The sequence below is a fragment of the Pseudomonas parafulva genome, assembly GCF_002021815.1.
GTDB classification, from domain to species: domain Bacteria; phylum Pseudomonadota; class Gammaproteobacteria; order Pseudomonadales; family Pseudomonadaceae; genus Aquipseudomonas; species Aquipseudomonas parafulva_B.
Genome location: NZ_CP019952.1, coordinates 1,052,978 through 1,068,231, shown reverse-complemented (window position 1 = coordinate 1,068,231; position 15,254 = coordinate 1,052,978). Strand labels below are relative to the sequence as shown.

Annotated in this window: 13 protein-coding genes; 3 read left to right on the top strand and 10 right to left on the bottom strand. The window is 60.1% G+C overall.

Annotated features, from left to right (window positions below; translation table 11 throughout):
- Positions 1-99: 99 nt before the first annotated feature.
- The 6 genes from lepB to rpoE form a co-directional block, all read right to left on the bottom strand.
- Positions 100-954 carry a signal peptidase I gene (lepB, locus tag B2J77_RS04760; RefSeq protein WP_058605209.1) on the bottom strand — a complete coding sequence of 285 codons (855 nt, stop codon included), beginning with the start codon at positions 952-954 and terminating at the stop codon, positions 100-102.
- 5 nt (positions 955-959) lie between these two features.
- Positions 960-2,759 (bottom strand): translation elongation factor 4, encoded by a 1,800-nt coding sequence (gene lepA, locus B2J77_RS04755; RefSeq protein ID WP_058639316.1) that lies wholly within the window; start codon positions 2,757-2,759, stop codon positions 960-962.
- A gap of 182 nt (positions 2,760-2,941) precedes the next feature.
- Positions 2,942-4,327, bottom strand: coding sequence for a DegQ family serine endoprotease (locus tag B2J77_RS04750; RefSeq protein ID WP_372239223.1), 1,386 nt, complete (start codon positions 4,325-4,327; stop codon positions 2,942-2,944).
- A gap of 226 nt (positions 4,328-4,553) precedes the next feature.
- Positions 4,554-5,513, bottom strand: a complete 960-nt coding sequence (locus tag B2J77_RS04745; RefSeq protein ID WP_058639318.1) for a MucB/RseB C-terminal domain-containing protein — start codon at positions 5,511-5,513, stop codon at positions 4,554-4,556.
- A 12-nt stretch (positions 5,514-5,525) separates the two neighbouring features.
- On the bottom strand, positions 5,526-6,116 hold the full coding sequence (locus B2J77_RS04740) for a sigma-E factor negative regulatory protein (protein ID WP_023535291.1): 591 nt from the start codon (positions 6,114-6,116) through the stop codon (positions 5,526-5,528).
- Between the two features lie 31 nt (positions 6,117-6,147).
- Positions 6,148-6,729, bottom strand: coding sequence for an RNA polymerase sigma factor RpoE (rpoE, locus tag B2J77_RS04735; RefSeq protein ID WP_003252049.1), 582 nt, complete (start codon positions 6,727-6,729; stop codon positions 6,148-6,150).
- A 433-nt stretch (positions 6,730-7,162) separates the two neighbouring features.
- Between rpoE and nadB the strand changes: the two genes are divergently transcribed.
- On the top strand, positions 7,163-8,767 hold the full coding sequence (gene nadB, locus B2J77_RS04730; protein WP_078478082.1) for an L-aspartate oxidase: 1,605 nt from the start codon (positions 7,163-7,165) through the stop codon (positions 8,765-8,767).
- A gap of 324 nt (positions 8,768-9,091) precedes the next feature.
- On the opposite strand, the gene B2J77_RS04725 is transcribed toward nadB, so the two are convergent.
- The 4 genes from B2J77_RS04725 to B2J77_RS04710 all read right to left on the bottom strand — a co-directional run bounded on the left by B2J77_RS04725 (position 9,092) and on the right by B2J77_RS04710 (position 13,272).
- Positions 9,092-10,455 (bottom strand): IS3 family transposase gene (locus tag B2J77_RS04725; protein WP_153302485.1). Its coding sequence is split into 2 segments (ribosomal slippage): positions 9,092-9,990 and positions 9,990-10,455, totalling 1,365 coding nucleotides; the frame shifts between segments, so codons are not numbered across the junction.
- A 263-nt stretch (positions 10,456-10,718) separates the two neighbouring features.
- Positions 10,719-12,244, bottom strand: a protein-coding gene (locus B2J77_RS04720) for an IS3 family transposase (RefSeq protein WP_416231882.1) whose coding sequence is annotated in 2 segments (ribosomal slippage) — positions 10,719-11,785 and positions 11,785-12,244 — 1,527 coding nt in all. Because the reading frame shifts where the segments join, the coding sequence is not laid out codon by codon here.
- Positions 12,245-12,575: 331 nt separating this feature from the next.
- Positions 12,576-13,034: a protein YgfX gene (locus B2J77_RS04715; protein ID WP_078478081.1), complete on the bottom strand. Its 459-nt coding sequence runs from the start codon at positions 13,032-13,034 to the stop codon at positions 12,576-12,578.
- The gene (locus B2J77_RS04710; RefSeq protein ID WP_058603186.1) at positions 13,018-13,272 is read right to left on the bottom strand and encodes a succinate dehydrogenase assembly factor 2; all 255 of its coding nucleotides are present in this window, start codon (positions 13,270-13,272) and stop codon (positions 13,018-13,020) included. Before B2J77_RS04710 ends, B2J77_RS04715 begins: the two co-directional genes overlap by 17 nt.
- Before the next feature lie 135 nt (positions 13,273-13,407).
- On the opposite strand from B2J77_RS04710, the gene B2J77_RS04705 reads away from it, so the two are divergent.
- Both B2J77_RS04705 and B2J77_RS04700 read left to right on the top strand, forming a co-directional pair.
- Positions 13,408-14,349, top strand: a complete 942-nt coding sequence (locus B2J77_RS04705) for a YgfZ/GcvT domain-containing protein (protein ID WP_078478080.1) — start codon at positions 13,408-13,410, stop codon at positions 14,347-14,349.
- A gap of 56 nt (positions 14,350-14,405) precedes the next feature.
- Complete coding sequence (locus B2J77_RS04700; protein WP_058603188.1) at positions 14,406-15,212, top strand: HDOD domain-containing protein; 807 nt, start codon at positions 14,406-14,408, stop codon at positions 15,210-15,212.
- The last annotated feature ends 42 nt before the right edge of the window (positions 15,213-15,254 follow it).

Sequence of the window (15,254 nt, the reverse complement as noted above, 5' to 3'; positions counted from 1 at the left end):
GGCCATGGTCACCGCACGCTGGGCGGCGAATCTCCCATCCCTGAGACACAGCCTATGTCAGAAAAGCATTCGGCGCTGTATGGACAGCGCCGAAGGGTATCAATGGATCAGTCCGACCCGCGACAAGTTAGGCAGGTGGCTGAGTTTCGGCTCAGGCCAGCTCATCCATACGGCGAAGGCCTTGCCGACGATGTTGCGGTCCGGAACCATGCCGTGCAGTTCCTTGGGAATATTGGGGTCATCCCAGTAGCGGCTGTCGTTGGAGTTGTCGCGGTTGTCGCCCATCATGAAGTAATGGCCGGCTGGTACCGTCCATTGCTGGTCCGGCGGCATGCGATAACGGCTCATCTCCTTGCGAATCAGGTGCTCTGCAGCACCGAGCTTCTCCTTGTACAGCTGAGCGCTGCCCAGGGTCCCAGGCTCGGTACCCACCAGTTGCTCGGCGACCCGCTGACCGTTGACAAACAACTGCTTGTCGTTGGTGTAGCGGATCTGGTCACCGGGCAAGCCGACGACGCGCTTGATGTAGTTGACGTTCGGGTCGCTGGGATAGCGGAACACCATGACGTCGCCGCGCTGCGGGTCGCCCACCTCGATGACTTTCTTGTCGATCACCGGCAAGCGGATGCCGTAGGAGAACTTGTTCACCAGGATGAAGTCACCCACTTCCAGCGTGGGTTTCATCGACCCCGACGGAATCTGGAACGGTTCGACCAGGAACGAGCGCAGCACCAGCACGATGAACAGCACCGGGAAGAACGACTTGCCGTATTCGACCAGCAAGGGTTCCTTGTTCAAGCGCTCGACCACCGCCGGTTCCGGCTGGCTGACACTGCCCTGGTAATTGGCGATCGCCGCACGTCGGCGCGGCGCCAGGAACAAAAGGTCGATCAGGCCCAACAGACCGCACACGAACACGGCAATGACGAGCAACAGCGGGAAATTTAGCGACATAGGACCTAACTATCCAACCTGAGCACGGCGAGGAAGGCTTCTTGTGGAATTTCCACGTTGCCCACCTGTTTCATGCGTTTCTTACCGGCCTTCTGCTTCTCGAGCAGCTTCTTCTTACGGCTGACGTCGCCGCCATAACATTTGGCCAGTACGTTCTTTCTGAGCGCCTTGACAGTGGTACGCGCGATGATCTGGCCACCAATGGCTGCCTGGATCGCCACATCGAACATCTGCCGCGGGATCAGCTCCTTCATTTTCTCGGTCAACGCGCGGCCTTTGTAGGCAGCGTTGTCGCGGTGCACGATCAATGCCAGGGCATCGACCTTGTCGCCGTTGATCAACACATCCAGCTTGACCAGGTTGGCCGACTGGTAACGATCGAAGTGATAGTCCAGCGAAGCATAGCCACGGCTGGTGGACTTCAAGCGGTCGAAGAAGTCCAGTACCACTTCGTTCATCGGCATGTCGTAGCGCACTTGCACCTGGCTGCCCAGGAACTGCATGTCGCGCTGAACGCCACGCTTCTCGATACACAAGGTGATCACGTTACCCAGGTGTTCTTGCGGCACCAGGATGGTCGCGGTCACGATCGGCTCGCGGAAGTCGGTGACCGACGAGACGTCTGGGAGCTTCGACGGGTTGTCGACGACAATGGTTTCACCCGTCTTGAGTTCCAGCTCGTAGATCACGCTGGGCGCGGTGGTGATCAGGTCCAGGTCGTATTCGCGCTCCAGGCGCTCCTGGATGATCTCCATGTGCAGCATGCCCAGGAACCCGCAGCGGAAGCCAAAGCCCAGGGCGTCGGAGCTTTCGGGCATGTACTGCAGGGACGAATCGTTGAGGGTCAGCTTCTGCAGGGCATCGCGGAAGTCTTCGAAGTCATCGGAACTGACCGGGAACAGGCCGGCGTATACCTGCGGCTGGATCTTCTTGAACCCAGGCAGCACTTCGACTTCCGGAGTGGACGACAGGGTCAGGGTATCGCCAACCGGGGCACCGTGGATGTCCTTGATGCTGGCAATGATGAAGCCTACTTCGCCGGCCTTGAGGTCGGCGGTCTGGGTGTGCTTGGGCGTGAATACGCCCACGCTGTCGACCAGGTGCAGCTTGCCGGTGGACTTGACCAGAATCTTGTCGCCTTTCTTGACGCGACCGTGGCGCACGCGCACCAGCGAGACCACCCCCAGGTAGTTATCGAACCAGGAGTCGATGATCAGGGCTTGCAGCGGCGCGTCGATATCGCCAGTCGGGGCGGGAATGGTATGCACCAGGCGCTCGAGCACCTCGTCCACCCCCATGCCGCTCTTGGCACTGCAGGCCACAGCGTCGGTGGCATCGATGCCGATGATCTTCTCGATTTCGTCCTTGACGCGATCGGGATCGGCCTGTGGCAGGTCCATCTTGTTCAGGACCGGCATGACTTCCAGGCCTTGCTCGATGGCCGTGTAGCAGTTGGCGACGGACTGAGCCTCGACGCCCTGACCGGCATCGACCACCAGCAACGCCCCTTCGCACGCCGCCAGCGAGCGCGAGACTTCATAGGTGAAGTCGACGTGGCCGGGGGTATCGATGAAGTTGAGCTGGTAGACCTTGCCGTCCTGGGCCTTGTAGTTGAGCGTGACGCTGTGGGCCTTGATGGTGATCCCGCGTTCGCGCTCCAGGTCCATGGAGTCGAGCACCTGGGCTTCCATTTCGCGCGCTGTCAGGCCACCGCACAGTTGAATGAAACGGTCGGCCAGCGTCGACTTGCCATGGTCGATGTGGGCGATGATGGAGAAATTGCGGATATGACTCAAATCACTCACGGGTCAACACTCGGAAAAGGCTGCGAGCCGGACGCCCGCCGAAAAATAGCCGGCAATTGTACCTGAAGCTGCCAGGATGTGGGAGATTCCTCTGCCCGGCCGTCACCTGCAGCTTGGCAGGGGAGTCTCACTGCACATGAAAAAGGGCAGCTGTCGCTGCCCTCCTCCCGTATCCGCCGCGCTTACTCGGCGAGCTTGAAGGTAATGAAGCTGGCGCGCCCCTGGCGCAACACGCGCATGGACACAGAGCGGTTCTTCGGCAGTTCCTTGGCGATCTGCGTGAATTCCTTGGCCGAACCGATGGCCTGGTTGTTCAGGTGACTGATGACGTCACCCGGACGCAGGCCGATCATCGCGGCCGGACCATCCTGCACTTCCTTGATGACCACGCCGCCCTTGAGCTCCAGGGACTTCTTCTGCTCGGCAGTAAGGTCGGCCACCGAGACGCCCAGGCGATTGCTGCTGCGCTCGACATTGCTGTCGCCGGCACCGGCACCGATGTCGGCATCGTCGTCTGGCAGTGCGCCAACGCTGACATCGAGGGTTTGACGCTTACCGTTGCGAATGATGTCCAACTTGGCCTTGGCACCATCCTTCAAGCCACCTACCAGGTGCGGCAGGTCGGCCGACATGATGATTGGCTGGCCATTCATGCTCAGGATGACATCACCGACCTGCAGGCCGCCTTTGGCAGCAGGCCCATTTTCAAGCACCTGGGCGACCAGCGCACCGGCCGGTTTGTCCAGGCCGAAGGATTCAGCCAGGTCCTTGTTGACCTCCTGGATGACAACGCCCAGCCAGCCGCGGCTGACCTTGCCGTCCTTCTTCAACTGATTCGAGACATCGATGGCCACGTCGATCGGGATCGCGAACGACAGGCCCATGAAGCCACCGGAGCGCGTGAAGATCTGCGAGTTGATCCCCACCACTTCGCCGTTCATGTTGAACAGCGGCCCCCCGGAGTTACCCGGGTTGATCGCAACGTCGGTCTGGATGAATGGTACGTAGGTGTCGTTAGGCAGCGTGCGGCCTTTGGCACTGACGATACCTTTGGTCACCGAGTGGTCGAAACCGAACGGCGAACCGATGGCCAATACCCATTCGCCGACCTTGAGCTTTTCCGAATCCCCCAGCTTGACGGTAGGCAGGTTCTTGCCCTCCACCTTCAGCAGCGCGACGTCGGTGCGCGGGTCGGTACCGACCAGCTTGGCTTGCAACTCGCTACGGTCGGACAGGCGCACGATGATTTCGTCGGCGTCGGCGATTACATGGTTATTGGTCAGCACATAGCCGTCGCTGGAGATGATGAAGCCCGAGCCCAGTGACTGCGCTTCACGCTGGCGATCACCACGCGGCGCACGCGGTTGCTGCGGAAGGTTGCGCTCGAAGAATTCGCGGAACATTGGCGGCAGGCCTTCAAGATCCGGCATTTGACCCGCAGCGATGCGACGGTCCGGAAGCTTCTGCTTGGTACTGATGTTCACGACCGCAGGCGAGGCTTGCTCGACCAGTGTCGTGAAATCCGGCAAGGCTTCTTCAGCCTGGACCGTCAGCACTTGCCCGAGCATCAGCACGGCCGCGAAGAACGATAGATAGGGTTTCAAGCGAGGTATTGACATACGGCTCCCGTCACAACGAGCGGTAATTAAAAAACGACCCTGCACAACGCAGCAATGGCCAGGCTCCCAGAAGCCTGACCTATAGAAAATTTGCCGTCAGATTGCAAATGACAATGCTTTAATTTCATTTCAAAAAGCCACGCTCTGCACAAGAACGCTCGCCATCAGCCTTCGATCAATGACTCGCCTGGGCGTCTTGAGGGCGCATCGACAAGGCGACGCGTTCGGCCGTGCCGAGCGGGATCTCGCCAACAACGGTCACCATCATCTGGCCCTTGGGTGTACTCAGACGCCGCGATACCGCCGATGTGGGGCCCAACTGGGTACGCACATCGGCGCCAGCCTCGCCTTTCACAGGCTCGATGAAAACAGAGAACCGCGCCAGACCGTCGTCATACATCAAGGTGCTGACCGGGCCACCCTGCCCAGGTTCGCGGCGGATGGTGCTATTGACCACTTCAAACCCCGAAGGCAGCCAATCGGAACGCCACCCAGACACAGCCCCGCCGGCAGGGGCTGCCGCCACCACGGGCTTGCAGGCGGAACTGGGGCGCAGATCGTCGTCGGTTGGCACACGCGCTTCGAGCCGAGTCATCTGGAAGCGCTCCAGCAACTGACCTTTCTCGTTGAGCATCAGCGAGCGCAGCGGCAAGCCCGTCACACGGTCCAGGTGCAGTTCGTAGCCATAGCGGTGCTGATCACGCGGCGAGAGTGACACGACCACCGCGTCCCGGCCTGCAACGCGAGATTTGCCGGACACGGACAGGTCATACCAACTCATGAGCTTGAGGGGGTCAAGGCGGCGTGGCGCACTGTCGGGCGGCGCCGAGATACCCTCGGCAAGCCCGCCACTGACGCACTGTACCTTGCCATCGACGCGCACGATTTCCTGGGCGGTGCCATCGAGCTGCAGCAGCCGCTCGCTGACCTTGCCCTCTTGGACACGGTGCCAGATATCGTGGGTTGAAAAGCTGCCGTTGCGTTCGTAAACGAAGGCGCCCAGGTAGCTCTGTCGTTGCTCGGCCTGTGCCAGCTTGTTCAGCCACTCGTTCGCCTCGGGCGAAGAATTGGCTGCCAATGCTGGCACCGTCATGCAGCTGCCGAGCAGCAGCGACAGGAGAGGTAGCGCGCGCATGAGCCTCCCTAATTAGCGGTTTTCCAGGCTGGCGGCGCGGGCGTAAGGCAAGGCGGTTTCAGAACCCTTCAGAGCGGACTCCTGGGCATGTTGACGCAGGTAACCTGGCAGGCGCTGATCCCAGCCAGCCTGGTTCTGCAGCACGCCGTTGGCCATTGGGCCGGTCGGCTGATCACTGCTTTCGCTGTAGCCGGCCAGCACGGCAGGGCCTTGGGCCTGAGGCACGGTCACACCCTGCTGAACAGGCTGCTGGGCAGCCAGCTGAGCACCGGTGATATCGTCCTGGTTGTACAGGCGCACACCTGCCAGTACGGCGAGGGTAACCGACGCGGCAACGGCCACACGGCTTACAGTGCGCCATGGGCCTTGCTTGGCCTTGGCAGGTACGGCCTCATCGGCCAGTGCCGCGGATACCGCCGAGGCGATGTCCAGGTTAGGCAGCAGCAGCTCCTTGTGCATGGCTGCGCGGGCTACCTGGTAACGCGACCAGGTGGCACGGGTTTCGGCATCGTCGACGGCGTTCAATACCCGACGCAATTCCAGTTGGTCCGCTTCGTTATCCATTACCGCGGACAGCGATTCCTGCAAAGCTTCACGACTCATGGCGGTTCCTCTTTTGGCTGTAGCCGCTGTCTCAGGTTTCCTGCAGCAAAGGCTGCAAGGCTTTGTCAATGGCCTCCCGAGCGCGGAAGATCCGAGAGCGCACGGTACCCACTGGACATTGCATGACGCTGGCAATGTCTTCGTAACTCAGGCCATCGAACTCTCGCAGGGTCAGCGCCGTACGCAAGTCTTCTGGCAGTTGCTGAATGGTGCGATGGACAGTGCCTTCGATCTCATCCCGCAACAACGAGCGCTCCGGGGACTCAAGATCCTTGAGGCCATGATCGCCGTCGTAAAACTCCGCATCCTCGGAGCTCACATCGCTGTCTGGCGGCCGTCTTCCACGGGACACCAGGTAGTTCTTCGCCGTGTTGATGGCGATGCGGTACAGCCACGTGTAAAACGCACTGTCACCGCGGAAATTACCAAGCGCACGGTACGCCTTGATGAACGCTTCCTGTGCTACGTCCTGGGCTTCGTGGGTGTCATGGACAAACCGCACGATCAACCCGAGAATCTTGTGCTGGTACTTCAGCACCAATAGATCGAAAGCTCGCCTGTCGCCGCGCTGTACGCGCTCGACCAGTTGCTGATCTTCTTCCTGGGTTAGCATGAACACTCCTCGGTGAACTCGAAGGAGTGTTGCAGCGGCCATTGCTCAGGCTTGCAACCATAGACTCGGGCTTTGCGCAAAAGTTCTCCCCTCCAAGCAAGTTTCCTGCAGACCTTGAGCGGCGTGCACGGAAGACGCGGTACGGCAGCAGCCGACAACGTCGATAATCAGGTTACGAATACGCAGGTGAGCCCAATGTCGAGCTACCGCCCTGCGTCGCCGCGGCAAATTGTTGGCGTGCGGGCAGCCTTCATAGGATTTCCAGGCACGCTGGAAAGTTCCCACAATGCCTGCCGTTACCGGGCGAGCGGCATGGAAAAGGGCCACCCGAGGCTGCTATAAAGGCTACCCAGCCAGTAAACGATAGTTTCACAATGCCATCGACGCGTGGCTATTGTGCCGTGCCCCTTCCGAAGATTACTAGTGTCCTGACATGAGCCAACAATTCCAACATGATGTCCTGGTTATCGGCAGCGGCGCAGCGGGCCTTAGCCTGGCCCTGAACCTGCCTGCGAATCTGCGCATTGCGGTGCTGAGCAAGGGTGACCTGGCCAGCGGTTCGACCTACTGGGCCCAAGGGGGCGTAGCGGCGGTGCTCGATGACGCCGATACGATTCAGTCCCATGTAGAGGACACCCTCAATGCCGGCGGCGGCCTGTGCCACGAAGACGCCGTTCGCTTTACCGTGGAGCACAGCCGCGAAGCCATCGAGTGGCTGATCGAGCAAGGCGTGCCGTTCACCCGGGACGAGCCCCACGGTGTCGTCGACGCAGGCTTCGAATTTCATCTAACGCGTGAAGGTGGCCATAGCCACCGGCGCATCATCCATGCCGCCGATGCCACGGGCGCAGCCATCTTCAACACCTTGCTGGCCCAGGCCAGGCAGCGCCCGAACATCGAGCTGCTGGAGCAGCGTGTGGCCGTGGACCTGATCACCGAGCGGCGCTTGGGCTTGGACGGTGAGCGCTGCCTGGGCGCCTATGTGCTGGACCGCAACACGGGCCAGGTGGACACGTTCGGTGCGCGGTTCACGGTGCTGGCCACGGGGGGTGCGGCGAAAGTGTACTTGTACACCAGCAACCCGGATGGCGCGTGCGGCGATGGTATCGCCATGGCCTGGCGGGCCGGCTGCAGGGTCGCAAACCTTGAATTCAACCAGTTCCACCCTACGTGCCTTTATCACCCGCAGGCCAAGAGCTTTTTGATCACCGAGGCCCTGCGTGGCGAAGGCGCCCTGCTTCGCCTGCCCAACGGCGAGCGCTTCATGCCCCGCTTCGACCCGCGCGAGGAGCTTGCCCCGCGCGACATCGTGGCGCGGGCGATCGACCATGAAATGAAGCGCCTGGGGGTGGACTGTGTCTACCTGGATATCTCGCACAAGCCTGTCGAGTTCATCAAGAGCCACTTCCCCACCGTTTACGAGCGGTGCCTGAGCTTTGGCATCGACATCACGCGCCAGCCAATACCTGTCGTGCCGGCAGCGCATTACACCTGTGGTGGCGTCATGGTGGACGACAGAGGACACACGGATGTGCCGGGGCTGTATGCGATTGGCGAAACCAGCTTCACGGGGCTGCATGGCGCCAATCGCATGGCCAGCAACTCGCTGCTGGAGTGCTTCGTCTACGGCCGGGCGGCGGCGGCCGACATCCAGGCGAACCTCGAAAATGTGGGCATGCCTGAGGCCTTGCCGGGATGGGACGCCAGCCAGGTCACGGACTCGGACGAGGATGTGATCATCGCGCATAACTGGGATGAGCTACGGCGCTTCATGTGGGATTACGTGGGGATCGTGCGGACCAGCAAGCGTTTGCAACGGGCCCAGCATCGCGTGCGGTTGTTGCTGGATGAAATCGATGAGTTCTACAGCAACTACAAGGTCAGTCGGGATTTGATCGAGTTGCGCAATTTGGCGCAGGTGGCGGAGTTGATGATTCGCTCGGCGATGCAGCGCAAGGAGAGCCGTGGGTTGCATTACACGCTGGATTATCCGGCGATGCTTGGTGAGGCCAGGGATACGGTGCTTCAGCCCGATTGAATAGAGGAGAACCAGGGACTGCTGAAGCGGTTTTGACCTTGATCTTGATCTTGATCTTGCTTTGGCTTTTGATCTTCGCGACTTCAGAAGGCCGAATGCAGGGCTTGCGGAGGGAGGTGACAGGCATGGATGCCTGTCAAGCGCTGGGCCCCAGGATGGGGCCTACAGCGCGGTCCTCCCGGGAGCAAGACCGGAGTGAGGGAACCCCGAAGCGTAGCGTAGGGGCCGTATGAATGGAGCACAGCGTTTTTTGGTTACTTTTTGTCGCGTTTGACAAAAAGTGACTCGCCGTTGAACTGACCCCCAAAAGTTGGACAGTGAGCGCTATGGGGCCAGCGCGTGGGTCCGAAATTGTATCGGACTCAGGCCATCAAGTCTGAGGCTGATGCGTTTTTGGTTGTAGTAAGCGATGTAATCATCAAGTCCTGAAGCCAACTGCTCGACATTTTCAAACGACTCCAGGTAAAAATATTCGCTCTTGAGTGTGCCGAAAAAGCTTTCCATTGCGGCGTTGTCTAGGCAGTTGCCCTTACGCGACATACTCTGCTCAATGTTCTTCTCGGCCAGCATATGCCGGTAAGTGGGCTGCCTGTACTGCCATCCTTGATCGGAGTGCAATATCGGTTTATCACCTGGATTCAGCCGCTCAAAGGCTTGCTCAAGCATTGCCGAGACCATCTTGAACTCCGGGCGCCGGTTAATCTGATAAGCGAGGATTTCGCCGTTATACAGGTCCATCAACGGCGAAAGAAACAGCTTCTGCCCCTTCACTTTGAACTCTGTCACGTCGGTTGCCCATTTCTGATTAGGGGCTCCTGCCTTGAATTCTCGCCTGAGCAGATCAGGCGCAACCAGTCCCTCTGAGCCTCGGTACGAGCGATATTTCTTCGCCCTGACCAGCGACTGGAGACCCATAAGCTGCATCAGTCGCTGCACCTTCTTGTGATTAATCATCCGACCGTTGTGCTTGAGGGTCTCAGTGATCCGGCGATAGCCATACCGTCCCTTATGCTCGTGATAGACGTTGTTGATACTCTCTTTCAAAGCCGCATGCTTGTCAGTCAACAACACCTTGCTTTGGTAATAAAAGGTACTACGTGCAAGCCCGGCGGCACGTAACAGCAGAGCGAGTCGATGCCCGTGCCTCAATCCTTGGACAGCCTTCGTTTTCTCGCCTGCGCAGTGCGAGGGTCCGCTTGGATCAAGGCATCGAGCTTTTTTAGGTAAGCATTCTCCGCACGCAGATATTCCAGCTCTTCGAGCATTTGCTCGGGTGTCAGGTCGCTATCCGAAGCGGTAGGAGGACTTGCGCTGGTTTTTTTCGATGGCTTACGGGGCATGCTCAACTCTCGGGTATGATGCGGATGAAGTGCTTCAACTCCGCCTTGATCATACAACCTTTTCCACTGCCTGATGCTACTTGGACCACGAATATCAAACTGGATGCAGGCTTGCTGGGCAGACAATCCTTCTTGCTCAATGCACTGCAAAACCTTCAATTTGAACTGGGCATCGTAGCGGCTGTACTTGGCATTTAAACCGGCTGCGCCGTGTTTTTCATAGCCCTTTACCCACCGACGTAGCATCGATGGACTGAGGTCATGCTTTAGCGCCACTTCATGAATGCTAGGAGCAGAAAGGCACTCTTCGATGAGTGCCTGTTTGAGCGCCAGGTTGTATTTCGTCATGGAACACCCTCCGGTGAGATAGGTGTCCAACATTCGGGGGTCAGTTCACGTAATGGCGAAAAGGTGACTAAGCGTCGCCATCGCAAATGGAATATGCTCTCTTTCAATACCCACGCCAACGCAATCAAACTTGAAACTTGAAAGCGTGGGCGCATACAGCAAGTTGGTATTCATTGGCACGGGTGGCGCACAGTCACCTTTCCGCCCTTACGGCGGCTTACTTTTTGTCTTCGGTATGTGTCAAGGTAGTTGTCGTGTCTTGCCTAACCGACTTGCTGCTGGGCGTCTCGCTCACGATTCAGATACACATGGTCAGGCAGCTTCCAGCTGCGGATTCCTCTAGCCCAGCGCTCTGGATTCCCACGCTGAGCCACCGTGTAGACCTGTTCACGCTGCTTCAGCGCAGCAGCATCCTGCCTCCCATGTCGCTGCGCAGGAGTGACGTATTTAAGCGCGCTATGGCGGTGTTCATTGTTGTACCAGGCAGCAAACTCCATGACCCATACCCGAGCCTCGTCCAGTGATTCAAACGGCAGGCCTGGCCATCGCGAGCAGTACTTGGCCGTACGGAACAAGGCTTCGGCATAGGCGTTATCGTTGCTGACCCGCGGGCGGCTAAACGATGGCAGCACACCCAGATCACGCAGAGCGGCCAGCATTGTCGCGCCTTTCATGGCGCTGCCATTGTCTGAATGAAGCACCAATGTTTCCGGGCGGATTGCTTCACGCAGACAGGCACGTTCCAGCAAGACGCTGGCATGTTCAGCGCTCTCTGCCTCATGCACCTCATTCATGACCAGCTTGCGGCTGTAGATATCTTTGACCATGTACCAGTAGAAGTAACGGCCTTTGACTGTGCTGGGCAGCCAGGTGATATCCCAGCACCAAACCTGGTTCGGGCCGTCTGCCCTGTGCGTGGTGAGCGGCCTGGCTTGGGGCTTTCTGCCGCGTCCACGCCGATGTGCCTGGCCTGCTGACTTGAGCACTCGATAAAAGGTGGATTCTGAGGCCAAGTAAAGGCCTTCATCTGCCAACTTCGGCACGATTTCATGTGGAGTGAGGCCTGCACAGTCAGGACGATTGGCTGCTGCCAGAACCGCCAGCCGCTCCTGCTCGCTCAGTTTGTTGGCCGGCGTTGGGCGACTCGTTTCAGGCCGCCGGTCTTTAGGTTGGTTGCGCCACCGCTGCAAGGTGCGCTCGGTGATGCCCAGCTCTGTGCAGGCTGCACGCTGACGAGCGCCTGACTCGATAGCCGCATCGATCAACTCAAGGGCAGTGGTGCGATCTGCGGCGCTGGTCATTCGTCCTCGCCCTTGCCCCAGATCGCATTGGCCTTTTTTCGCAGCACCAACAACGCTGCCGTTTCTGCCAAAGCCTTTTCTTTGCGCCGCAGCTCACGCTCCAATTGCTCGATACGCTTGACCGAAGCAATATCTTTGGCGGGTTCCTGCTGGGTAGGCGTATTGGCTTGCTCACACGCTGCACGCCACAACACCAAGTCCGCCGGCACAATGCCTGCGGTACGGCAGTATGCCGAAATCTCTGCCTCGCTCATTGCGGCTGTCTGGAGCACTGCCCTGAACTTGTCAGCGCTGCTCCAGCGCCCGTTGCGCTTACCTGTTCCTGCCATCTGTGCTCCCTGGGTCTTGGCTTCGTTACGCCAAGTCCTGAGTGTGACAGCAGTGATGCCCGTTTGCTTGGCCAGCTCTACGACCGTACGGCTGATCGGGGCCGACATTTGCTCCAGCGCCCAGGCTTTTTCCTCAGCGGTGTAACGTCGTTGCTTCATGAGACAGTCCTCGCCCTCCATCTATTGCACGGGGCGACAACTATCCTGACATGGAGGGTCTTGTCAAAAAGTAAGCAAAAACCGCCTGCTCCTATCATCCGGCCCCTACGCTACGCTCCGGGGTTCCCTCGCTCCAGGCTTGCTCCCGGGAGGACCCCGCTGCAGGCCCCCTCCTGGGGCCCAGCGCTTGACAGGCATCCATGCCTGTCACCTCCCTCCGCAAGCCCTGCGCTCGGCCTCCTGAAGTCGCGATCTGCGGCGCCTGGGCTACCGCGCGCTTAAAAGCAAGAGCGAGAGCGAGAGCGAGGAGACGCGGCGCTCGGCTCGGTCGTTAGGGCTGTATGGGCGCCACCCAGCGCCTGCGGCTGAACTTCAACCTTACCCGCAAACGCCGATGCTCATCTGTCCCAAGCGCATCCCTGGGCACACACTGGCTGTGCCCCCACCACGCCCCAACAGGGATGAATCTCAGCACCACGAGCGACGGCAACGCGATGCTGTCACGACACAGCCGTACCGGCTGCCACCCCCGAGCGCGGGAAAACACCCACCAGCCGGCCCCATCACGGCGCAGCCCGGTGACAGCCTGAACATGGGTCAACAGAATACGACGCGGAATAGCCCAGGCCGCATGGACGATGCACGCGGCGACCACCAGCAGCCCCAACCAGGACGGTAATGGGCTGACAAGCACGGCGAACCAGGCGAGTACCTGGCAGATCAGGTAGGCCGCCAGCAACAGGCGTGAGCCCTGCCAGCGGCATTCGAACCACTCACTTGGGTTGGACACGGTCCAGGATGATGCGAACCATGCGCTGCAACTCCGGGTCCTCGGACTCGGTACGCTCCATGAACCAGCCGAACATGTCCTGGTCCTCACAGCTCAGCAGCCGAACATACAACTGACGATCGGCTTCGTTGAGGGTGGGGTAGACCTCCTGGGTGAAAGGCACCAGCAGGACGTCCAGTTCCAGCATGCCTCGGCGGCTGTGCCAGAAAAGCCGGTTGAGTTCAGTTTGTTCGACCATGGGGCCCTCCTCGAGTGGCCCGCCAGTATACAGTCAGCCGCGCGAAGCGACAGCCAGCTGTTGGTCTAAGTCACCTACCTATTTTGTTACCGGCGTTCTATGATGGCCCCAGACTTTAAGCCACCGCGATGACCCATGGCCGATACCGCTTTCTTCTGCCCTCTGTCCCACGAAGGCATTCTCGCTGTCCGCGGCTCCGATGCAGGCAAGTTCCTGCAGGGCCAGCTGACCTGCAACATCAACTACCTCAGCCCCGAATACGCCAGCTTTGGCGCACGTTGCATGGTCAAGGGGCGCATGCAGTCCAGTTTCAGGATTCTGCCCGAAGGCAACGGTTACCTCCTGGCCATGGCCAGTGAACTGCTGGAGCCGCAACTGGCCGACCTGAAGAAGTACGCCGTATTCTCCAAGGCCACCCTGACCGACGAGAGCGCCGCCTGGGTGCGTTTCGGCCTGCACGACGGCCAGGCAGCGCTTGCGGCGCTGGGTTTGGAATTGGCACCTGAAGCCGGCAGCACTGCACGGCGAGAAGGGCTGATCGCTGTAACGGTCAGCACAGGTCGCGCTGAACTCTGGGCACCAGCGGAGCTGGCAGGCGAGGTGCGCAAGACCCTGGCCGGTACGTTGCCCGAAGGTGACCTCAACCCATGGCTGCTGGGGCAGATACGCGCCGGCATCGGCCAGGTGTTTGGCCCTACCCGCGAGCAGTTCATTCCGCAAATGATCAACCTGCAAGCCGTCGATGGTGTCAGCTTCAAGAAAGGGTGCTACACCGGCCAGGAAATCGTTGCGCGCATGCAGTACCTGGGCAAGCTCAAGCGTCGCATGTACCGCCTGGCCATCGATCAGCAGGCCCTGCCGGCAGCCGGGGAGCAGCTGTTCTCCCCCGTGCATGGCTCCTCGGTGGGCGACGTGGTGATGGCGGCCAGTACCGGCACTGGCTGTGAACTGCTCGCCGTGATCGCAGCCGATGCCGTGGAAGATGGCAACCTGCACTTGGGTCATCTCGAAGGCCCGCGCCTGCAGGTGCTGCCCCTGCCCTACGAACTGGACCGCGACAGGGAAATCCAGCGCTGACCAGCCCCGCCCTGCCACGACAGCGGGGCCGCTTCACCACTGCGGTAGACATGTCCATGAACAAGCTGGCCGAAATGGTCCAGGCGCAATTGCTGGATGCCATCGAAAAGGATGACCTGGTACTTCCGACTTTGCCTGAGGTTGCCTTGAGCATCCGCGAGGCTGCGGAAGACAGCGAGATCAGCGTGGCGGCCTTGAGCCGGGTGATCGGCCGCGATGCCGCCTTGTCGGCACGCCTGATCAAGGTGGTCAACAGCCCGCTGCTGCGAGCCACGGTGGAGGTTACCGAGCTGCACACGGCGATCACCCGCCTGGGCATCAACTACAGCTGCAACCTGGCCATCGGCCTGGTCATCGAGCAGATCTTCCATGCGCGCTCGCCTGCCGTGGAGCAGAAACTGCGCGAAATCTGGGCCAACAGCCTCGAAGTCGCGGGGATGAGCTACGAGTTGGCCCGGCGCTACACGCGGCTCAAGCCTGATCAGGCGGCACTGGGCGGCCTGGTCAACCAGATCGGCGCGCTGCCGGTACTGATCTACGCCGAGGAGCACAACGAACTGCTGTCCGATCCGGTCTGCCTGCACCATGTCATCGAACTGATCCAGCCCGTCCTGGGCGACAAGATACTCAAGGCCTGGGAGTTCCCCGAACAGCTGGTCAAGCTGCCTGGCCTGGTCCAGGACCTGGATCGGCAGACCGACCGCATCGACTACATCGATGTGGTCCAGATCGCTCGCTGTGTCAGCCAACGTGGTCGGGAAAGGCCGCTGGCAGCCTTGCCAGCCTACCGACACCTGGGCCTGCCCATGGGCAGCGAGCTGCACGCCGAGGACCTGCTCGAAGCCCGAAGCTTGTTGCGCTGAGGGCTTCACACTGTCTGGCCGCCGGCTACTCCGGCCGCCAGC

Excerpts from the sequence above, each read along its gene's own strand:
- lepB (WP_058605209.1), bottom strand. The coding sequence starts at position 954 with ATGTCGCTAAATTTCCCGCTGTTGCTCGTCATTGCCGTGTTCGTGTGC.
- B2J77_RS04750 (WP_372239223.1), bottom strand. The coding sequence starts at position 4,327 with ATGCTCGGGCAAGTGCTGACGGTCCAGGCTGAAGAAGCCTTGCCGGAT.
- B2J77_RS04745 (WP_058639318.1), bottom strand. The coding sequence starts at position 5,513 with ATGCGCGCGCTACCTCTCCTGTCGCTGCTGCTCGGCAGCTGCATGACG.
- B2J77_RS04740 (WP_023535291.1), bottom strand. The coding sequence starts at position 6,116 with ATGAGTCGTGAAGCTTTGCAGGAATCGCTGTCCGCGGTAATGGATAAC.
- rpoE (WP_003252049.1), bottom strand. The coding sequence starts at position 6,729 with ATGCTAACCCAGGAAGAAGATCAGCAACTGGTCGAGCGCGTACAGCGC.
- nadB (WP_078478082.1), top strand. The coding sequence starts at position 7,163 with ATGAGCCAACAATTCCAACATGATGTCCTGGTTATCGGCAGCGGCGCA.
- B2J77_RS04710 (WP_058603186.1), bottom strand. The coding sequence starts at position 13,272 with ATGGTCGAACAAACTGAACTCAACCGGCTTTTCTGGCACAGCCGCCGA.
- B2J77_RS04705 (WP_078478080.1), top strand. The coding sequence starts at position 13,408 with ATGGCCGATACCGCTTTCTTCTGCCCTCTGTCCCACGAAGGCATTCTC.
- B2J77_RS04700 (WP_058603188.1), top strand. The coding sequence starts at position 14,406 with ATGAACAAGCTGGCCGAAATGGTCCAGGCGCAATTGCTGGATGCCATC.